Source organism: Legionella sp. 39-23, from assembly GCF_001897665.1.
GTDB classification, from domain to species: Bacteria; Pseudomonadota; Gammaproteobacteria; order Legionellales; family Legionellaceae; genus Legionella; species Legionella steelei.
In genome coordinates, this window is record NZ_MKTO01000035.1 from 15,848 (window position 1) to 36,135 (window position 20,288).

A 20,288-nucleotide genomic window follows, 5' to 3' on the forward strand; every position below is an offset into this window, starting at 1 on the left:
GATTTACTCCTTAGTAGAAGGACAACAACTATTTAACTCAATAACGAGACAATTTTTTGTATCGGGTTGTTGAATTCTGACTTGTTGTTTGCTGCAACAATCCTGAACAAGAAAGGCGATAAAATCCCGCATTAATTCAAAATTTGCTGAATAAAAAACATAACGTCCTTTACGGCAAGAGGTTACAATTCCAGCATGAGACAAGTGGCTTAGATGAAATGACAAGGTATTGTGTAAGATACCTAATTCATCGCCAATTGCACTTGCTGATAACCCTTCAGGTCCCGCCTGAACAAGTAATCGAAAAACTTGCAAACGGGTTTCTTGCGAAAGAGTATCAAATATTTTTATAGATTCTTTTGTGTCCATAATTCCAGAATAGTCGAATAATTAAATTTAGTCAAATGTATTAGGTGCGGCAATCCAAAAATGATCTACATAGAGTACATTAAAATAATTTGCTTCTACGTTCTAATAATATAACGTCTCTCCAAACACCATTTAACTGACCTAACTTTTCTCTAAAACCAATTTCACGAAAACCAAGTTTTTTATGAAGTATGAGACTTGCTGAATTTTCAGGAAAGATCCCAGCCTCCAATGTCCATATTTTATTTTTCTCTGATTCGGAAATAACTTTCGAAAGAAGTAAACTGCCAATCCCCTGATTTTGATTATATTTAGATACATAGACACTAACTTCAGCTACCCCAGAATATACACAACGATTTGATATAGGGCTTAACATTGCCCTACCCATCATTTGTGTGGATGTTGCTACAAATCTACATATGGTTAAATGGGTTTTATCCCATTCATGCCACTTTGGAGCAGCTGTTTGAAAAGTTGCATTTTGAGTGGCTATACCTTCTAAATAGATATTTTTAACCTCGTTCCAATCAGAAGACAGCATTGTTCTTATAGTAGTTGTCATAGTTCACTCAGCTAGATAAACCGTTGAAGTATTTTTATAACTTTGTCTTATTGGAGTCAATCAGCGCAGGATTTGTCCTTGCATTCAAAATATTCGAGATGCTGTTGATAATTTATATTCAGATAGGAGGCAGTTTCTGGGGTATTCTTAAAATACCCCATAATAGAAAACAACGGAGCGTTTCTATAAAATTCAGCAGTCCATTTAGAGTAATTTTTCTTCATTTGGTGTAAGCTCTATTTTATTATCATTAGGACGATCGCTATGACAGATAAAATACGTGGAAAGGTAAAATGGTTTAATAAAGATAAAGGATTTGGCTTTATTGAGAGTAGTGGCAAGGATTATTTTGTGCACTTCAGTGCCATTCAGGGTAGCGGTTTTAAAAATCTTCATGAAAATTCTAGTGTTCTATTTAAAGTGGGTAAAGGCCAAAAAGGCTTGCAGGCAGAAGAAGTTGAGATTGCATGATAATTTATTATTTTTTTATCTATTGAAGAAATATTTAAATGAAGGAGTCGTTTATGGAACGAATGACAGCAGTGGTAACAGGAGGTACCGGTGGGATAGGTTCTGCAATATGCCAACGTCTTGCAGCTGATTACCAAGTCATTGCATGTTATTTTAAAAATGGCAAACATGACGAAGCAAAACGATGGCAAGAAAGTCAGAGAGAGGCCGGCTATGATGTGGATATTCTCTATGGTGATACGACTCAATTTGCTGATTGTGAAAAACTCACTGATTTATTGATGGAGCGCTATGGACGTATCGATGTTTTGGTCAATAATGCGGGGATCACATGCGATACGACTTTAAAGAAAATGACCTCCCAACAATGGCAACAGGTTATTGATGCCAATTTGACCAGTGTATTTAATATGACGCGTAATGTGTTACCCGCTATGCTTGCTCAAGGCTATGGTCGAATTATTAGTATTTCATCGATTAATGGTCGCAAAGGCCAATTTGGGCAATGCAATTATGCTGCAACCAAAGCAGCTCTTTTTGGTTTTACCAAAAGTTTAGCGTTGGAAGTAGCTAATAAAGGAATTACAGTCAATACCATTTCTCCAGGATATATTGAAACGCCCATGTTAGCTTCTATCAAAGAAGAGATTCTCAATGCAATTGTTACTTACATACCCGTTGGTCGATTAGGTAAACCTGAAGAGGTAGCTGATGCAGTCACATTCCTTGCAGCTCCCGAAAGAGGCTTTATTACTGGCGCTAATCTAGATATTAATGGTGGGCAATACATGTAAAGAAGATGAATCCATATTTATCTTGTGTTAATTATTATTTATTTTACTATTTCACGGCCTGGAGTGTACCACAACTTGCTGATTATATAGAAAAAACTCATTCGGGACTTCGAGGATTTACAAGACCAAATTGTTTAGCATGAGGCAATTGTACGAAATCTATTAGGATGACAAAATTGTCTCACCAGTGGCGAGACAATTGCCCTGGACTCACAATCTCATCATTCTTAGTCAAGGTGAAAATAGACAAGAGCGTGAATTTTATATACAGAATGAGTGAGGTAAATAAAGGGAAGGTAAAAGGTCGATTGCTCGCCTAAACTTATAATTGGAATTAACTAGTTAGGTCAAATAAGGATTGGCAACTAAGTAAGAAAAAAATGCCATAGCCATTTAGCAACTAGGGTAATAACTATTACCCACAAGAGCACAATAATTGACGCAACCACCCAGTTTTTTGGTAATAACTCACCTTTATCAATAGAAATATCTGCAAGCCGATTGCAGTCATTCCAAACCTCTTGAGGTATTAGTTTAATCGCTAAGTAAATTCCTAAGGGGATAATGATTAAATCATCTAGTAATCCTAGAATAGGAATGAAATCAGGAATTAAATCAATTGGGCTCAAAGCATAAGCGAGAGTCATTAGTACAACTAATTTAGCTTTCCTATTAACTCTAGGATCTCGTTTAAGAAAATATAATATCCAAACATATTTCTTCATGGATACCACTACTTTATTTGAATTATTCATACAGGTGATAATCTCCTAAATAGAGGCCATGGAGCATAGTGAACAAGTTGTATTCAACCCAGAAAAAGTGATTAATGAGATGATTTGAGGTATAAATAGAATTGTATTTACCCGTCAACATATTGAAAACCTGTCATGGATGATGCTTCCTGCTATTGGCATGATGAACCATGGTGAGTGGCTTTTGATAAAATTATATGTTGTTTCAGGATAAATTACACATCAGTTTAAGATAAATTACCAACCTGTATGATGTAACCATAATTGTGAGATAATGTTCCGTGCTTCTTCGTCAAGAATGAAAATTGCCTGCACGAAATTAGGGCACTGAGCCTGGACTAAAAGTTCCTGACCACAGTCAGGATCATAAAACGAATACATTAAACCAAGTAAAACTTGTTTGCCATGACTGTAGCTGCCAATTGCATTTTTGATAAACTGGTAGTTTGGCTCTAACTGCCATTTTTTCTGAGCCATATCAAGAGATGAGGCTTTTATATTAAAAAATTCAGCTCCTACTTTTTTAATCCCTTTCTTCCAGGCAGAAACAAACAACTCTTCTGTCATAAAGCACCTTGGTTTAAAAGATGTTCAATTATATTCCATACATAAATTTTCTTCCACATTCCGGTGATTACTGCTCAGAGTGCAACTTTGATTAATAAAAAATAGTCCCCCATAGTCTGGAATGTAGCTTTAATCCATTATTTAAATGGTATCTAAGCATTAAAACCTCATATCAATATTTAAAATATTGTAATCCCATTAAAATGCTTTATTTTCAACAAAATATTACTTGTTTTTTTTCTTGACTGAATATTTGAATTTTACAATAGCAAGATTAACTTCTATGCTAGCTTCAGTTTCAGATGTGTCGAGGTCATCAGGAACTACTAGATCTGAAATTAAATCACCTGTTTTTTGCATGAGCTCTTGATACTTTGGTGAGTTTTGTGGGGTTTGTGGTATTGCTTTAATAGTGCGTGATATTTCTCTTACCTTTGTGAAGGTATCGATGATAGCTAGGGTAGTTTCTGTGGCTTTTGGGCTTTTTAATATAGTCGCTAGCATATAAAGGCCTTTCTCTGTGAAAGCCTTAGGCAAATTAGGTGAAAATTTTAGAGAAGTTAGGTGGTCGCAATTTGCGACTACCTCCTGTTTTTCTTGTTCGGTAAGTTCAACCAAATAACCTTCAGGAAATTTTTCTGGATTTCTGCTTACAGCTTCGTTAATTCTTTTAGTTTCTACACCATATAACTGAGCGACATCACTATCTATAATGACATGTTTGTTTCTGATTTCGATTATTTTATCTTCTACGTCTAATTGGCTGATATTCATTATTAAATCCGGGGTTAAAGCTTGATACACCATTATAAGGCGCGCTGAGTTTTTATCCCAGAAAAATTTATAAAAACAGGGGAGATTTAAGTTGGTGTAGGATGTGTTAATATTTGGGGTAGATAACGTACCTTATCTACCCCAAATAGGGTATTATTGAAAAAACACTCATGGAGAAGGCCTTGAATTTCCTGGATGACCAAAATGACAAAAATCGAAAGTTTGGGGTAGATAAGGTTTTTCATCCCTTGGATGTTCATTTTGATACCAATTCTTTGTCGGCCTGGTTGTCATTTTATTTTCAGGTTCATGTCAAAGGCGCACCTGAAAAAACAGTTCAGGCGAAACAAAAAGACTTATCTAAATTTTTAAATTTTTTCCAGGTCGAAGTAGGGCATGACCAGGTGGACAATTGGACACCAGCAGTCAGCAAACAATTTCAACGCTCCTTGTGTAATACCATTTCTGAGAAAACCGGTAAAGGATACAAGGCGACTTCCATAAATCGAACCATGGCAACCATTCGTCATGCAGGCCGATGGCTTTACCAACAAAGACCCTTAATAGCTGGTGATCCGTTATCTGGGGTTAAGGATTTACAAACCGATGCGCCAGAATGGAATGGTTTAAGTTCGAAACAGCTTATGCGTTTAAAAGCAGCCTGTGAGCAGCGTGCCAAAATGTGTACTCGAAAAAATCAAAATGCATTACTGGAGACGGCAGTCTTTTATGTATTGTTAGGAACTGGCTTGCGGGAATCTGAATTGGTCTCATTAAATATACACCAGTATCATTCAAAAGGGTTTCATTCTGTTGTTCGACATAAAAGTAAACGGGTGACTACTAAAATTGCGTTACCGCAAGAAGCCAGAGAACATTTGGATAATTATTTAAAGAGCCGAGTTTCAGAGCCTAACGAACCCTTATTTATAAATAGGGCAGGGAATCGTATTAATACACGGAATATTTTTCGAATATGTCAGCGTGTTTTAAAACAAGTGCTTGCACTTTTACCCGAAAATGAGCGATTTGAATTTACACCCCATAAACTTCGACATACTTTTTTAAAGAAAGTGACCGACAAGCATGGAGTGCATTTTGCGCAAGAGTTGAGTGGGAACGTTTCTATTAAAGAAATTTTTCGATACGCCAAGCCCAGCCAAGAAGAAATGCAGTCAACAATTGAAGATCTTTTTGCATAAAGTGAATGCCCTACTAAAAATTCACTTTACATAATTATGAAATATGACGAATTTTATCGCCATATTTCAGCTAAGTTAACATCTTCACTATCTGGTTGATGCTGTCTTTCCAATTTGTCTACTTGGACTACGAGTGGCAGATTAAAAGATGTACCTGTTATTATACAGCAGCCTTTTGCTAAGTTTGGGATCATACCTTTTGATAATGTATCTAACGTGCTTATAGTATTATCTAGTAAAAATAAATCTTTATCATTTACGAGGCGATGTATAAAAAAATTATGAATCTGAGACATTATTGTTGCGGAAATATCGGCGGGTCGTTGGCTTGATAATGTCAAAAAAACACCAAATTTACGTCCTTCTTTAATTATTTCTTCAAATAATTCCAAACGATAATCTTTCCAGCTTTCTTGTTCACGTGTTGACTGCAGAGATAAGACATTATGGGCTTCATCAATGATTAAATGTAAAGTCTTTTCCGGTGGGCTGTTAACAGTTTTTTTATGAGATTCATAATAGTATTTAGCTAAAAGTAGAGGAATAATTTTTTTAATATCTTGATTGCATTTTCTTAATGATATGATTTTCAAAAAGTGAGTATTATGCTTTTTCGAAGAAACAGATAAAGTTTTTTCCAAGTCTTTTACTGTAGATTCTATTCTTTTTAATAATGGTTGTATGTGCTCAAATTGAAAATGACTTGAAGTTAAATCATTAGTTAACTGTAAATGAACACGAATAATTAGCTCTTTAAAAAAATCAATATTTTCAATCGTTATTTTATCAACATTGGCCTTCATTATTAGTTTATAAGACTCTTCACTACCATTGAAGTGTTGGTTACTATCAGTAATAAAATGTTCCTGAGTAGAGTGCCACGATATTTTATTTAGAAACTCTTCCATATCCTTATTATTAATATTTACCATTGCAGTGAGAAGTAAATCTTTAACTTCCTTTTTTTGGGATGATGCGGAAAATGATTTTTTAAAGGTGTATTTTATATAGGCGAGAAGATTACTATTAGTGTCTTCGTCATAATATTTTTTCCAAGAATTAACTAATCTATCTAGGAAAGGCTTTTGCGTATTTGAGGTTGCTTTAAATAATAAGCCTAATACTTCTGAATCCAATAAATTCTCTGGACTAATGGGAAATTTATTTTTTTCCCTTCCAGTTCCTCGAGTATTTAAATGGTAAACGGTTTTGTCTTTTTCTTGGACCAGCTGATCATTCGTATATTCACCATTGAAATCGATTAATATGAATTGGCTTTTATTTTTAATTTCATTTAATTTTGAATTAAATAAAGTTGTATATAACTTTGCTAAAGTATTCGACTTACCACTTCCGGTATTTCCAAATATACCAATATGTGTGTTGAACAGTTTTTCCCATTGAAGATAGACAGGTATATTTTCTTTTAACATTTTGCCAATAACAAGATCATGATTTGCCATGTCATTATGATAGATTTTAGATATTTCTTCTTCAGAAATAAGAAACACCGGATCTTTAATCATGGGTAAAAATTTAATTCCTTCGGTAAAAATATCTTTTTTAAAGTAACCAATAGGTTTAACTTCTACCTTTCTTATATATGTGATTTTGTTGCTCTCTGCCTCAAATCTAGATTCGTCAAGAAATTCCCCTTCAACAATACAGGCAATATTTATAAACCCCCTTTGAATAATTAAATGTTCTCGAATAGATACACCTTTAAACTTATTCCCTTTATAAAATATAGTATCTTTACTTGATTCATCGAAAATTTTTAAAATTATTTTTATACCGTGCACCGCTATAACCTCACCTACTAAAATGGTCATTATTGTCTCTCTGGGTTATTGGGTTCCAAAGTGAAAACATTGGTATTAAATATTTCAAAATTTAAATTTTCCTTGCAGGAAATAAATTGTATGTTCTTATATCCAAGAAACTTTTTTTCCAGATTCTTTTTTTCTTGATCATTAAAACAGCAAACGAATAACTGCAGTAGATGATTTGATAAAGAACGTTTAATCAAATTAAGTATATGTTCATCAGCAAAAGAAAAACCAAATGAGATAAGTATGGTATGATCCTTTTCAAGTTCATAACTTAAAGCCCTGAGCATTTGATAATAATGTTCCTCAAATACCGTTTCATGAAACTTCCACTTTTCAGGATTAACAATAGGTATTTTTTTGTATTCCTGCCAGAACTGTTGTTCCAAATCATAACTTAAATCATCTAAGCGCATAGAGTTTAAAGATGAAAATTCTGATTTATCAGAAGAAATTATGTCTGTGAATTGATCTAATAGAGGACTCATTTGAGTAACAATTTGGCCTATTTCTGAAAATTTACCTGATGATTGATAATCGACAATTATGCGATCATCTTCTTTCTGCCAATAAGCCGAACCATGTAGATGAATTAGATTTATTTGAGGTACATCGATATAATTTTTCTCAAAAATTCCTGTCTGGCATAAAAATGTATTAAAGTTTTTGGCTTGTAAATATTTTTTTCTAAACCCTCTTGTTCCATCATTTAAGATAAAATCGCGTTGCCCTTGTTTTAATATTTCTTCCGATGAAAGAGCTATACATCCATCATAGTTTGTTGTAAAAATATTACATCTTCGTTTAGGCGATGTGCGTTTATATAAAATACTTAAAATCGTATGGATAAAATTACTATATTGCAGTATTACATTTTGTTTGGAAGTCTCTAAATTATGTATACAAAATTCTAAAACAGGTTTTATACATGATTTAAAATAATACATAAATAGTAAAGTTTTTAGTTTAGGTTGATTTTGGCTTTCAAATTTTTCCGCTAAAGTTTCGATAGTGAATCGGTTACCATTCTCGCCTTCTAACATTAATTCCAAGGTTGGGAATAAGCCATAAGAGGCTCCCGCACCAAGGAGTATATTTATATTTTTATCATAAATATATTCAATGTTTATTTGGCTTTCCATTGTATATCCTTTCACAATTAATTCAGTTGATTATAGCAGGAGATATGGCTAGTTTTAATTATTCAATTAACATTCAATATACTTATATAAACATGTCATGGTTAGTCTCTAATTAATAAGCATATACTTTCAGGAACAACCCCATTAGGGTTGACAAATAACCCCTTTGGGGTCATAATGTCATTATGAAAATAATAAAAAAATTACAAGTTGTGGTTGAAACGGCTGAATATTTAAAGCAAGCAGAATCTTGTATGGATAAGAAAAGCAGAGAGGACTTTGTAAGTCATATTGCTCAAAATCCTACGGAAGGAGATCTCATCCCCGGCACTGGTGGGGCAAGGAAGATTCGTTGGACAACTGATAGTAATCAGGGTAAGAGTGGTGGTGCTCGAGTTATATACTATTATCATAACCAAAAAATACCCATTTTTTTATTTACTGCCTACGGAAAGAGCAAGAAGGAAAATATTTCCGAAAGCGAGAAGAGCATATTAAAAACCATTATTAAATCTATTGTTAAGGTTTATGGGGAGGTTGAACATGAGTGATTTAGGTGAAAGTTTAATTCGCGGCGCCCAAGAAGCTCTTGAGTATGCCAAAGGTAATCAGGAAGGCGCAGTTACACATGAAGTGCTGGTTCCTACTCAAGTAGATGTTATGGCTATTAGAAAGAAAATGCATATGAGCCGACAAAAATTTTGTGAAGAATTCGGGTTCAGTGTTCGAACATTAGAAAAATGGGAGCGGGGTGAACGAACGCCGGAATCATCTGCAAGAGCTTATTTAACTGTTATTGCAAGCAACCCTACCGCTGTTATTAACGCGTTACATAAAACAAGTTGCGACAGAGGATAGGGCATAAGAAGCCGCCACCTATTGATCTATTATAAACCCGATCTTGACTTGGTAATGCATTTGCATTGCGATATATTATATGAGGTATTTAGGAGAGAAATTGTGGCCAACCTATTACACATTGAATCTACTTTAACAGATAGATATCAAATTATTATTCCTGATACTGTTCAGCCTGATGGGCATGTATTCCTTTCGAAAATGGAAGAAAATCAAGATGCCTACTATAGATAATTTTCTGGATTCTATAGCTGAAGATATAAGAAATAACCCCCAGCATTTAACTTCAATAAATAAAACATTATTCAATCGAATTGAATCATTTCTGAATGGTGTTGAATTTGATTTGAATGAAATGTTATTAGATGAGGAAGAAAAAGAATAACCAAAGATTGAGGATAAAACCTTTGGAAAGCCTCTATGAATAATCCACTCATCATTAGTGATTGGATTATACTGGCACATCCTCTTTTTATAAATCAAATTGCTTCTCTGGTAGAAGAAGTAAGGGAGTTAAAGTCAAAAGATCCATAAATTATCGTTCAAAATCAGCAACCAAAAAATTAGCCGCTATTTTCATTTGATCAGGACTTACGAAAAACTCATTAAAACAGAAGGATTTTTTAGTTCATTGATAAGATAATTTTTTAAGAGGTTTTTTTTTATTTGATAGACAGTTTGTGCCGTTTGGTAAGCAATTTTTTTCAAATTAACCCAGACATAAATAGCGCAGGCGATGTGATTTCGTTGTATGCGTTGCTTGCGGCACTGACATTTATCAATACCAGTAAGCTGCTTCACTTCGCGATGAAATTGTTCCACATACCATCGTATGGCACAAATTTTCTTCGTGTCATTAGCGCAAGTTTGTGACGTATCATTAGTAGCAATAAGATCTGTTCTATTAGAAGAAATAGCAACAGAAAACAACTTCATCTGTAAATGCTCAGGCATCCCTTTAAGCCTAATGAGCTTGCCGTGTCTTAATTCATCTTCGCTCCATTCAAAGCTACGCAATGGCTGGTAGGTTTCATCAGACCCCTTGAGTTTAGCTAATCGATTTTTTCTCATGGGGCAATAGAATATTTTGTTATGATCATTGATAAACAACATCAGCGTGCTGGTAGCATACCAGGTATCCATTAACACCGTTTTAAACGGTAATTTCTTGTGGTAAACAATATTATTAAGCATGTCTTTCACATGGTCTGCTTTACCTTTCCCGTCTTTTTCCGGGTCAAAAATTCTAAAATCGATAACCCAAAATTGCTCGGTCTGTGGGTTAACGTAGATGCAGTTAACCAGTCCTATTCCGCGAATAACGCCATGGGCATTACCACTGTACTGCCAACGTACTGATTCGATATGGCGGGAATGGCTTTTATCTAGAACCGTATCATCGAATACAATAAATCCTTCCTCACTTGCCACAAGCTCAGCCTTAACTTGTAACCAAACGTCACTGGCTGTTAATCGCTCTCTTTCTAGGTACAATTTTACCAAATCATGGCTTACATCAGATACATGCTCCGCATAATTGGTGAGCGTATAATTGACTTGGCTACTTAGCAAATATTGGCAATATTCTAATCGGCCAAATGACTTTCTTGGGCGGGCTATGGCTGCGCTCTGTCGGAAAAAATATACGCCATCTTAGATAAATAAAACTACATTGCAAATGATCTTTTCGACATCCTCTCCTTGAGAATTCTCTTGTTTTTCTTTGATCTATTGGCCTAATAGGTGGGGTTTTTCGTAAGTCCTGTTGATGCTTAAGTGGCACTGAAGTTTTAAAAAAATCAATAACGTAACCACTTGATTAATATATAAATTATCTGATTATCCTGATAATCAGACCTAAGGATATTTCCGTCCAACGTGTACAACGTCGAAATTATGTCTTATTTTTAGATAACGTTGGAACATATATATGAAAGTACAAAAAATTAAACTGAATTCTTATGATGTCACATGGATCGTTGATAATAATCATTTACCAATCAAAACAATTATGTGAGTTCTTGCTAATGTTAGACGTAATTACCGTATAATTAATATGGTGTCAGTTAAGGGGTAAAAATGAATGAAGAACAGCGAAACTGTGTATTAATGGATGAGCATTGGCTTATGTTTGATGCGTTACATAGTTATGAAGGCTACAAAGAACTGCGAATTGAAGCGGATAAATTAGGTGTTTCAATAAAAACAGCCATTATAGACAGGCTGGGAACAGAGAAAAACCAGACTGTATTACTTGTTGAGTAATAAATAATCTGCCCGATCCATAGCAATGATAATGAATCCGCTATATCTTAATGGGCTTGTGCTCCTGTCGGCTGTGGTTCCTTTTGAAAAGTCCAAATCAAGCCTAGTAGAATAATCCCCATCCAAGTTATTGATTTGATCCATGAGGCATAATAATAAAGCTGTATGAATTGTTGAGGCTGATTTAGATGGGGAATTACATTAGGGGCTGAAAATAAACTGATATTGTTACTTATAATAACTGGTGCTGTAAAAAGGAAAAACCCTTTTAAAATAAACTCATAATTCTTCATTTTAACAGAAGTAAAAATAATCAAAACAAGAGCAGGCGCTAGAAGCAAAGCAAACCTTGGCCAGTAAAAAATATGGGTTATTGGGGTAAATAAATCGCTATAAGAGGAAAATACCCCTGATTTTAAAGCGGTTTCAAAAGAAAGCGACAAATAAGACAAAACCAACAGTAAAAACGATAAGTAGTATATTGGTGTTTTTAGATTTATGCGCATTATAACAGTTCCCTTTTTTGATCATGGTGTGAGTGCTTTAGCTCATCGTTTATTCTTTAGGGTATAGTGTTCTTCCAGAAATGGTCGCTATTGCTTCTATAGGAATCGCATGTTCCTCATCATTAGAACAATTTAAGCTGATAATTTTAGCCATAGCAGTTGCTGTATCGTAATCAGGTCTAATATGTGTATCTGACGATGCGATACATGTTGTGTTTCCAATAAATAATTTAAAACGTCTTTGGCTTTGTTTTTCTGAAGCGTAAAACGGTTTTAGAGTAACTCCTGATAACACTGTCCCAGATAAAACTGTTTTTTCCTTATGAGCCGTATCAGATGGAAGCTTAAATTGTTTTGTTACTATAATATGCGCCGTTTTACCTGCTTCAACATAAATTCTATTGGGTTTTACTGATGAAATAGAATGGGTATTTTTTTCTTTGTTTTTTATTAAAAGGAGTTCAGGAGGCATTGGGCCGATAATTTTTAGTTCTGGTGAAGCCCAATAGATGGCTTTATTATTGTCCAAAAGTTTGTAAGGCAAAAACACCACATCATGTTCCCCCATATTCCAAAAAACACCACAAAATAGATGCTTATCACCTACTGTAGAGCGGTTTAATAAATTACCTTTGCTGTCTGTAAAGCGATCGCAATAATGGTTATTTTGGTTCTTTGGCACTTTTAATGGTGAATACGCTAATTGAATTTCACCATTGGCACCCATAAGAAACAATTGACGCGAAGCAGTCGCATAAAAATCATAACTTAATTTAGCGATGAATGGAGATAGGAACAATACCAAGATCCCTAGCTTTATACCCAAACGCTGCGATGATTTTTCATTGAAAATAGAAAATAGAATGCACCACGTAAGCACAAGGCCTAGCAAAATGATAAAGACGTTTGTAAATGTTAAGAACACTATCAATACCTCTCTTGTAAAAATTATCTATGCAAATGGTTACTATTTTATCATATTGATTTTTTATAGCATTTAATCTTATTAATTAACTCATTTTTATTGAGCGTATCTATTTTATGCATGATGCTCTCAGGACTATGCTCTTGATCGAGCAATTGTTTAGCCCATAGCATAAACACATCATCCTCGGTGAGAATCTTAAAAAGCATATCGTTTTTTTCATCGAGCAATACTTCAACAGCACAAGCTACTAGCCATTTTGATGGCGTTGTTTCTCCACCAGCCATGCCTTTAATAGCCATAGGAGAATAGCTTTTATCCTTATCAAATAAAGTCTTCGCTTTGTGGTGCAATTTTTCAGAACGATTAACAACGGCTTGTAATTCTGAAAAAATAGATTTTATTTGATTGCTAAAATCCTGCTTTTTATATTCGGCAAGATTTACCCGATTCAGTAACGTTAACGCTTGTTCTTTGCTGGAACCTGAAAGCTTCCCTACTACAACTTTAATTTGCTGTATCATACTACTAACCATGGGTTCAAAGATGTTTAACTCCACTTTTTGTTCGTCACAAATAATTTCAATCTGCTCCAAAACATCGATAAATTCATAAGGCAATCGAAAGCGCAAATCGAGCAACGTGCTTGTTGGTGAAGGATGCAAGTGCTGATGAATGGCCTTAAGATTCTGCATGAACTGTTTTAACTCAATCGTTTGATTAATTGAAAGATTATCCCAACCATCAAATAAATCCGGCTCATTCATATGAAAAGAACCATAAATGTTCTTCCCATCCGTTGATTTGACGTAAACCCTTGAGGGTCTACGCAAATTTTGTTTCACTTCGAATCGCAATAATTTTTTCATTAATAAGCCTCTAATAAAATAAGTGATGAACTGTTGCAGTATTGAAATGCACAATCTTTTGCATCATTTAGTCGCGTGTACGTTTTGTTTGTTGCCAAATCGATGTAATATTTTTTACCAGCTTGTTTGTAATCGTATTTAGAACGAAACGCAAACACGGATGTATTGATGAATCCTCCCAACAAATAAGTTCTCATTGTTGGGGTTATTGCTGTTGTATCCTGTTTTGTCGCATCAAAATAGTGACTTAATAAATGGTGTTCATTTAATTCATGAAGGTTTTTTAGTTTTTGTAATCGGTGGCCATGATAATGCATGAAATAAGGAACACCGGAAATATTTATTTTTCTGGCACGTGTAGTGTACTGGTTATAGTAATTTGTTCTTCGCAAATAATAATAAGGTTTAAAAGCACGCAATACAGGCACTGTTGTATTTTGTCCGTACAGGTAAACGAGCTTATTGAATTGAGCATCAAGAGTGGCTTTTTGAGTTCGTGCACCCAATAATTTATTTTTTATTGTCTCTAAAGAATAGATCATCGACTCAATACCCTGCTGATTCATCTCAGGAATATCCCCCAGAGAAAGTTCTACCTGATAATCTAAACGCTCCAACCGCCTTAGTGCATTGCACAGCTGGGGGTAATGAACAAGAGTATTTAATTCCAAATAAGTGCCGATGGCTTCTTTAATGGACAACCTATTCCAGTAAGAATAAGAAATATCCTGATTTCTGGTAGATGAAGATGTAAGCATTAACGCTCTCAATAAATCGTTTAAAGAAAAGGCCAGCTCAAGTGGTGCATTGGTTTGATTTAGATGAATCATAATTACCTCGTTTTCTTTTATTGTCCTAATGACACTACTTAGTTTATTTACAAGAACCAAATTTGTCAACAAATAAAATCCATAAAATAGATAAATTAAAAACATCTATTATATTGACTGTTTTGTTATGGTCTGCCATACTATAGATGTTCACTTAGGAACATAATAGATAAAATAAGGAATAAATCATGATTAAACACCCTCTTCAAATCGGTTCCATTCTCTATGCTTCTTGGGGTTACGAGCAAACTAACATTGACTTTTATCAGGTCATTGAGCTAATTGGAACTTCCACTGTGGTACTCAGAGAAATTGCTCAAGAAAAAGTCACTGACAGCAACGATGCTTTTTGCGGAAAAACAAAAGCCAAACCTAATTGTTTTATTGATGAACCATTTCGAAAAAGAGCAAACGCGCAAGGCATAGTACGCATGAACTCCTTCTCGCATGCAAGTCTTTGGGATGGCGCCCCTCTTTATTATTCTTCTTATCATTAGACTTCGAAAATGCTCCCTGCATAAGCAGGGAGTTACCACTAATTAACTGTTTAATAAAAAATTGGAGATTTTGATGAGCAATATATCAACAGCCGGAACAAATAGTTTAATACAAGAAATCAGCATCGTTTGGTCTATAGATGATGTGTTGGATGTGAGGCCACTACTCAGCAAAGAGCAAGCAAGTATCGTATTACAACACCTTAAAAAAAATCATGATGCCACAATAGGCATTAATTGGGATGTCATAGAAATCGTTTCAGACGATTTATTCTTAAAGCCGATTAGAGTGATTAAAACACTTCGTTATAAAGAACACGAAATAGAAATTAGTTATCAAGAATCCGATGAACGCTATATAGCGGATATTCGCATCGATGATTGTGATGGCCATACCGTCCAAGGATTTTGTGGTTTAAAAACTGAATCAGAGGCCGTTTCTGTAGCTCAAGCCTTTATTGATGGGTTGCACTATACCGAAGAAGAGGAATTCAATTAAGTAGGCTAGATTTTTTCTAGCCTACTCGCTATTAGGAGGGAACACAATGGATTATTTAAATTTATGGCACCAATTAGTGGATGTACCAATAAACGATGATGATGAAATTTAAGAAGATTTCCTTCATTTTGAAAAAGGAACGAATAAATTCGAACTCTGGAAATGGTTTGATAAAAAATTACCTAAAGGAATCGCACATGAGTTATTTAAGAAGTTATAACTATTTAATTGCTATAAATAGGCTTTTTGCCCTCACCCTATTCATGGGGGCTTCTTTATCCTTTCCTGCTCATTCAGGGCCTTCTAAATCATTTAGAGTAGCTCATACCCATGGGAAGACGAAACCGCAGCGAATATCGCCCACGGTAAAACATTCTAAATTTTTAACTGGGTTAGCTGCAGGCTCTATTTTATTTTCGCAGAAGGGACATCCGTTCTCTTACAATAAGCCGGATTTTGAGTCACCTGATGGCGAGCTGTATAGTGAATACGAGCGCAATAATCAATTATTGACTCAAGGTGGCTTGCCTCAGGATAAGCGATTAACACTAGAGCGCAGAAATCAACAGATAAAAAACAGATTAATTGCGTTAGCTGAAAAAAGATACATGAGCGCATTCACTCTTCAATTGGTTCCACTCAAAGAAAAGGTAATTGAATCAAAAATTGAAAAATCGTATAACCCTAACGAAAAACCGGATATTCAAGTAAAACGCAAACAGCTCCTTTATGAGCTCAGGTTTTCAGATGAAAGCCCAAAACCAATAAGTGATTTTGATGTGGTGAATATTAATGAAATGAAACCCAATAACACACATCCCTATCAATTTACCTATTCAGAAACGTGGGGAGATAACGCCATTAAAGTAAATTTGAGAGATAAAAAGGATAAAAAGCTCGTATTAGAATTATCCCACGCCTACTACGTTCCAAATGCAGCAAGAAAAGACATTTTTGAATCCATGCGAGAAAAATTTGTCAGTTATTTCTTATATGTATGGCCGTTTCTATTCCTGCCGTTACTGCTGAATTTTTTTTTTAAAACTAAATAATAAATTATAACTATAAGGAGTTATATAAATGATGATCGAACTATTAATTGGTATCGCTGTTATCTTGTTAATTTTTATTTTGACAGGTCTGTTTATTGTCAAACAGCAAGAAGTTGCACTTATTGAACGCTTAGGGAAATATCACTCTATTGCACATGCGGGGCTTAATTTTAAAATACCCTTTATTGACTGGATTGCCGGTAAGTTATCGTTACGAATTCAACAATTAGATGTCAAAGTCGAAACCAAGACAAAAGATAACGTGATTGTCCAAATTCAAGTTTCCGTGCAATATCGCATCAAAGATGGCGGAGTTTATGATGCTTACTATAAATTGGAAGATCCTACGCAACAAATTACAGCCTATGTCCTTGATCTAGTTCGTTCTGAAACGCCAACAATGATCTTGGATGATATTTTTGAAAAAAAAGACAGCATTGCTAATGCCGTTAAAAGCCACTTAACCGACACAATGCAAGACTTTGGATTTGAAATTATCAAAGCATTAGTAACGAACATAGAGTTAGAAGCCAAAGTAAAAAATGCAATGAATGAAATTAACGAACAACAACGATTGCAAGTTGCCGCTCAAGCCAAGGGAGAAGCAGAAAAAATATTGATGGTCAAAAAGGCAGAGGCAGAAGCAGAAAGCAAGCGATTACAAGGTGAAGGAACAGCCAATCAACGAAAAGCAATTATCAATGGGCTAAGCCATTCTGTAGAAGATTTCCAAAAGTCCGTACCGGGGGTATCGTCTGCAGAGATAATGAACTTGGTATTGATTACTCAATATTTTGATACATTAAAAGAAATAGGGTCACATAACAAATCCAGTACGATCTTATTGCCGCAGTTACCGAATGATATCGCATCGCAATTGCAGCAAAGTATTATAACTGGCAATGTAGCTAGCGCAGACATAAAAAATTAATAACGGAGTTATTGGGGTTGTGCTCTATAACCCCAATAACAAAAGGTATTAGGTGTTCCCATCAAGTGTTATCGAATTGGTTTATTGAGATTATCTATTCCAACAACCATAAACCATCTTGTTCCCAATACTCAGAAAATCCCATTTTTGAAAAGGGTATAGAAGGATGATTTTGCATAAGATGAAACAATTGTTTGCGCCAATGATTGCCTGGCGAGCTGTTTTTTAATAATGCATGAATAATATAAGCTTGAAGATAGAAAGGGCTTTCGTTATGTTCAAAAGATATTGTTATTTCTGAAACCTTGGGTTTATTGACGAAAAACCGATTCCATAAGCGAGAATGGTGAGCACATAAATTTCTGGTATAAGTCAGTGAGCGCATCCATGATTTGATGATCTCACTATATTGTCCAAGAGTATCACCAATTTCTTTTCTTACAGTACGATCTTTAATATTGGCATAGAGCTTGGACACTGTACCAAAAGAAATGCATTCCATGACCATCCAGTTTGGTGGGTGTTCTGGATGATTATATTTAGCATAATACGTTTTAATAAAGTCTTCGTGTGAACGTTTCAGATGTGATTTAACCTCCTCCAAAAACATTTGATGTTGCTCAGCCGAAGAAAATAAATCCATGCTTAGATACCAATGTGCGCCATATTTCAAACTCATGGCATTTGATATAGCGGTACGAAAAGAAACCTCTATTCGCTCTAGGGCATCGATAACTAATAAGCGCAGCTCCCTATCAAATGCATACAAATTTAAAAGATCCGAAAATCGCGTGTTGGGTTTAAATTGGTGAGAGCTTGTCGCAGAGCTAATGAGAAAAGGTTTAAAATAAATCATCAAACGATAGTAACCAATGGTCGTCAAATACTGACTAGCTTCTTGTTCATTATCCAGCAACAGCCCTTTTTGCCGTAAGTGATGTATTTGTTCTGGTATGGAAAGAGGTGGTTTATTAAAAACCATTTTTGAATGCATAAAATAAATAACCCGCCCTGGTCCGCATTGTTAAGAGGCGTGGCGGGTATGGTTAATTATATTATAACCCGATTGCACTCAAAATCAAATAAGATTGATTGTCATTAATGTAATTTTAACAGAATGTGCAACGTAACTGAATCACCGTACACGCCAATTACCCATAAGAATGTTATAATTAACCGATCGTTAAAAGTCCTCATTTAAAGATTTTTGATTTAGGAATTATGGAGTAAGCAATGGATGTGAGTGTAAAAGAGTTTTTGATAACGCTATATATAGTAGGTGGATTAATTACCCTAAGTTATTCTATCCACAGCTTTCTCAATTTTCAACGCTTAAAATTATATTACAATAATAATTTGCTGCTAAAAAGGCCTGATATTAAACGCTATTTGATTCTTAAACCCCTCCTTTGACCATATTTTTTTGTTATCGAAAAAAGCCCCTTAGAGCGATTTTCCGAACTATTTTTTAAACATTATGGTGACGAGAGGCATACTTATTTTAGAAGCCAGGGGCTTAAAAATTTTTTAAATGACCTATTCAAAGGAAAAAATCATTATAAAAACGATCAAATACACACACCTTGCTGGCCAATTGACAAAAACTCTCAAGATTGGATTGAGCATGAGCGATTTTTTAAAGGCAATAATTTTCTATGCGCATATTATCTATATAAAAATACAGGATGAATACCTTGTGCGAGTCACTTGGGAACAAGAAAGCCCCCTCACCCTGTTGCATCTATAAGCAGGTTTGAGCTAGATCAAGGTCAAAGGCTTAGCGCGTCTGAATTTATAACAAGAACGCAACAAATCAATTCCGATGAAGCTAATAAATTACATCGTGGAATGAAATAGCATCGTCATATAATAACAAAAAGCGTCAATTTAAAAGATGTATTTTGTTGACAAAATTACTGGTTTTTGCCATAATGTATTTGTTCACTTAGGAACATAATAGAAAACATTAAGGATCAAAAATGACAACAATCATTACTTCAAAACTAGTTAGCGATCAGCAACGCCTTTCTTTTTTGCCTAAACATTTTGGCACCATGATGATAAGGGCAGAACAAGCAATCTACAACACATTAAAAGTGATATGCTCTTCTTACGAAGGCGGCTATTGGCATTTTTACGAATTGAGCAATCGTGGTTTTTATTTAGCTCCCGACATGGACGAGCCACTTCCCATATATGTGGAAGGCAACGGCTATGATGGTGAAGTGAGTGCAGATGCTGCTGGAATTATTACAACCCTATGTGTTCTTAATCAACTGTGTTGGAAAACTAAATCGGATAAAACAATCCATCAATATTATTTGTTGCGGGATTACATCGAATACCACAAAGAAGCTACTGACATTTATGCCGCGATTGATTAAGCAGATAAAACAGGCCGTAAACTTAAATTACGGCCTTTACATAAGGGGCGGTTCTATGAATATTATAGAAAAAATTACTCAGGCCATTTTTGAAGATGACGAAGATCCGAACAAACAATCTGAATACTTAATTGAAACCTATTTAAACAGCACCAATCAAATAGAAATTGATGCTATTTTTGTATGTTTATGCTAAAAACCCTA

The 20,288-nt window shown here is 34.8% G+C and carries 27 protein-coding genes; 14 read left to right on the top strand and 13 right to left on the bottom strand.

The genetic code is table 11. The features are described from left to right. Positions 1–3 precede the first annotated feature (3 nt). Positions 4–369, bottom strand: coding sequence for an ArsR/SmtB family transcription factor (locus tag BGO44_RS12190; protein ID WP_058478579.1), 366 nt, complete (start codon positions 367–369; stop codon positions 4–6). Between the two features lie 79 nt (positions 370–448). Beyond that, complete coding sequence (locus BGO44_RS12195; RefSeq protein WP_058478578.1) at positions 449–934, bottom strand: GNAT family N-acetyltransferase; 486 nt, start codon at positions 932–934, stop codon at positions 449–451. A 264-nt stretch (positions 935–1,198) separates the two neighbouring features. On the opposite strand from BGO44_RS12195, the gene BGO44_RS12200 reads away from it, so the two are divergent. Both BGO44_RS12200 and phbB read left to right on the top strand, forming a co-directional pair. After that, a complete protein-coding gene (locus BGO44_RS12200) occupies positions 1,199–1,405 on the top strand; it encodes a cold-shock protein (protein WP_058478577.1) in 207 nt (68 codons plus the stop codon). A gap of 53 nt (positions 1,406–1,458) precedes the next feature. Then, positions 1,459–2,199 (top strand): acetoacetyl-CoA reductase, encoded by a 741-nt coding sequence (phbB, locus tag BGO44_RS12205; RefSeq protein ID WP_058478576.1) that lies wholly within the window; start codon positions 1,459–1,461, stop codon positions 2,197–2,199. A gap of 365 nt (positions 2,200–2,564) precedes the next feature. On the opposite strand, the gene BGO44_RS12210 is transcribed toward phbB, so the two are convergent. The 3 genes from BGO44_RS12210 to BGO44_RS12220 all read right to left on the bottom strand — a co-directional run bounded on the left by BGO44_RS12210 (position 2,565) and on the right by BGO44_RS12220 (position 4,295). Beyond that, positions 2,565–2,954, bottom strand: a complete 390-nt coding sequence (locus BGO44_RS12210; protein WP_058478575.1) for a YkvA family protein — start codon at positions 2,952–2,954, stop codon at positions 2,565–2,567. Between the two features lie 237 nt (positions 2,955–3,191). Next, positions 3,192–3,521: a hypothetical protein gene (locus tag BGO44_RS12215; protein WP_058478574.1), complete on the bottom strand. Its 330-nt coding sequence runs from the start codon at positions 3,519–3,521 to the stop codon at positions 3,192–3,194. A gap of 225 nt (positions 3,522–3,746) precedes the next feature. Next, positions 3,747–4,295 (bottom strand): ORF6N domain-containing protein, encoded by a 549-nt coding sequence (locus BGO44_RS12220; RefSeq protein ID WP_058478573.1) that lies wholly within the window; start codon positions 4,293–4,295, stop codon positions 3,747–3,749. A 182-nt stretch (positions 4,296–4,477) separates the two neighbouring features. Between BGO44_RS12220 and BGO44_RS12225 the strand changes: the two genes are divergently transcribed. Next, positions 4,478–5,497, top strand: a complete 1,020-nt coding sequence (locus tag BGO44_RS12225; protein ID WP_058478648.1) for a tyrosine-type recombinase/integrase — start codon at positions 4,478–4,480, stop codon at positions 5,495–5,497. A gap of 53 nt (positions 5,498–5,550) precedes the next feature. Here BGO44_RS12225 and BGO44_RS12230 read toward each other — a convergent pair whose 3' ends face one another. Further along, a complete protein-coding gene (locus tag BGO44_RS12230; protein WP_058478572.1) occupies positions 5,551–7,329 on the bottom strand; it encodes an ATP-binding protein in 1,779 nt (592 codons plus the stop codon). Then, complete coding sequence (locus BGO44_RS12235; RefSeq protein WP_058478571.1) at positions 7,329–8,468, bottom strand: SIR2 family protein; 1,140 nt, start codon at positions 8,466–8,468, stop codon at positions 7,329–7,331. The genes BGO44_RS12230 and BGO44_RS12235 overlap by 1 nt, the downstream gene beginning before the upstream one ends. Positions 8,469–8,653: 185 nt before the next feature. Here BGO44_RS12235 and BGO44_RS12240 point away from each other — a divergent pair, with 185 nt between their 5' ends. From BGO44_RS12240 to BGO44_RS12255, 4 genes are all read left to right on the top strand, one after another. Then, a complete protein-coding gene (locus BGO44_RS12240; RefSeq protein WP_058478570.1) occupies positions 8,654–9,019 on the top strand; it encodes a type II toxin-antitoxin system RelE/ParE family toxin in 366 nt (121 codons plus the stop codon). Further along, positions 9,012–9,326: a helix-turn-helix domain-containing protein gene (locus BGO44_RS12245; RefSeq protein ID WP_058478569.1), complete on the top strand. Its 315-nt coding sequence runs from the start codon at positions 9,012–9,014 to the stop codon at positions 9,324–9,326. The genes BGO44_RS12240 and BGO44_RS12245 overlap by 8 nt, the downstream gene beginning before the upstream one ends. 102 nt (positions 9,327–9,428) lie before the next feature. Then, positions 9,429–9,560, top strand: coding sequence for an AbrB/MazE/SpoVT family DNA-binding domain-containing protein (locus BGO44_RS12250; protein ID WP_261341902.1), 132 nt, complete (start codon positions 9,429–9,431; stop codon positions 9,558–9,560). Further along, complete coding sequence (locus tag BGO44_RS12255; RefSeq protein ID WP_230849074.1) at positions 9,544–9,711, top strand: type II toxin-antitoxin system PrlF family antitoxin; 168 nt, start codon at positions 9,544–9,546, stop codon at positions 9,709–9,711. Before BGO44_RS12250 ends, BGO44_RS12255 begins: the two co-directional genes overlap by 17 nt. A 206-nt stretch (positions 9,712–9,917) precedes the next feature. Here the strand turns inward: BGO44_RS12255 and BGO44_RS12260 are convergent, their stop codons facing one another. Further along, positions 9,918–10,946, bottom strand: coding sequence for an IS701 family transposase (locus tag BGO44_RS12260; protein ID WP_058478568.1), 1,029 nt, complete (start codon positions 10,944–10,946; stop codon positions 9,918–9,920). Between the two features lie 459 nt (positions 10,947–11,405). Between BGO44_RS12260 and BGO44_RS12265 the strand changes: the two genes are divergently transcribed. Next, the gene (locus tag BGO44_RS12265; RefSeq protein WP_058478567.1) at positions 11,406–11,591 is read left to right on the top strand and encodes a hypothetical protein; all 186 of its coding nucleotides are present in this window, start codon (positions 11,406–11,408) and stop codon (positions 11,589–11,591) included. Positions 11,592–11,638: 47 nt separating this feature from the next. On the opposite strand, the gene BGO44_RS12270 is transcribed toward BGO44_RS12265, so the two are convergent. Genes BGO44_RS12270 through BGO44_RS12285 form a run of 4 tightly spaced genes read right to left on the bottom strand, consistent with a single transcriptional unit; the run spans position 11,639 to position 14,721 of the window. Further along, a complete protein-coding gene (locus BGO44_RS12270) occupies positions 11,639–12,097 on the bottom strand; it encodes a hypothetical protein (protein WP_058478566.1) in 459 nt (152 codons plus the stop codon). Between the two features lie 49 nt (positions 12,098–12,146). Further along, positions 12,147–13,022: a hypothetical protein gene (locus BGO44_RS12275; protein ID WP_058478565.1), complete on the bottom strand. Its 876-nt coding sequence runs from the start codon at positions 13,020–13,022 to the stop codon at positions 12,147–12,149. Positions 13,023–13,072: 50 nt separating this feature from the next. After that, positions 13,073–13,891, bottom strand: coding sequence for a hypothetical protein (locus tag BGO44_RS12280; RefSeq protein WP_058478564.1), 819 nt, complete (start codon positions 13,889–13,891; stop codon positions 13,073–13,075). Beyond that, positions 13,891–14,721 (bottom strand): hypothetical protein, encoded by an 831-nt coding sequence (locus BGO44_RS12285; protein WP_058478563.1) that lies wholly within the window; start codon positions 14,719–14,721, stop codon positions 13,891–13,893. The genes BGO44_RS12280 and BGO44_RS12285 overlap by 1 nt, the downstream gene beginning before the upstream one ends. A 188-nt stretch (positions 14,722–14,909) precedes the next feature. Here BGO44_RS12285 and BGO44_RS12290 point away from each other — a divergent pair, with 188 nt between their 5' ends. From BGO44_RS12290 to BGO44_RS12305, 4 genes are all read left to right on the top strand, one after another. After that, complete coding sequence (locus BGO44_RS12290) at positions 14,910–15,218, top strand: hypothetical protein (protein WP_058478562.1); 309 nt, start codon at positions 14,910–14,912, stop codon at positions 15,216–15,218. A 73-nt stretch (positions 15,219–15,291) separates the two neighbouring features. After that, on the top strand, positions 15,292–15,717 hold the full coding sequence (locus BGO44_RS12295; protein WP_058478561.1) for a hypothetical protein: 426 nt from the start codon (positions 15,292–15,294) through the stop codon (positions 15,715–15,717). A 197-nt stretch (positions 15,718–15,914) separates the two neighbouring features. Continuing rightward, positions 15,915–16,769, top strand: coding sequence for a hypothetical protein (locus BGO44_RS12300; RefSeq protein WP_230849093.1), 855 nt, complete (start codon positions 15,915–15,917; stop codon positions 16,767–16,769). A gap of 28 nt (positions 16,770–16,797) precedes the next feature. Continuing rightward, the gene (locus BGO44_RS12305) at positions 16,798–17,700 is read left to right on the top strand and encodes an SPFH domain-containing protein (protein ID WP_172462864.1); all 903 of its coding nucleotides are present in this window, start codon (positions 16,798–16,800) and stop codon (positions 17,698–17,700) included. Between the two features lie 94 nt (positions 17,701–17,794). Here BGO44_RS12305 and BGO44_RS12310 read toward each other — a convergent pair whose 3' ends face one another. Next, the gene (locus BGO44_RS12310; RefSeq protein WP_058478560.1) at positions 17,795–18,694 is read right to left on the bottom strand and encodes an Abi family protein; all 900 of its coding nucleotides are present in this window, start codon (positions 18,692–18,694) and stop codon (positions 17,795–17,797) included. Positions 18,695–19,679: 985 nt separating this feature from the next. Between BGO44_RS12310 and BGO44_RS12315 the strand changes: the two genes are divergently transcribed. Continuing rightward, complete coding sequence (locus BGO44_RS12315) at positions 19,680–20,084, top strand: antirestriction protein (protein WP_058478557.1); 405 nt, start codon at positions 19,680–19,682, stop codon at positions 20,082–20,084. A 55-nt stretch (positions 20,085–20,139) separates the two neighbouring features. Next, positions 20,140–20,280, top strand: a complete 141-nt coding sequence (locus BGO44_RS12320) for a hypothetical protein (RefSeq protein WP_156413874.1) — start codon at positions 20,140–20,142, stop codon at positions 20,278–20,280. Positions 20,281–20,288 lie beyond the last annotated feature (8 nt).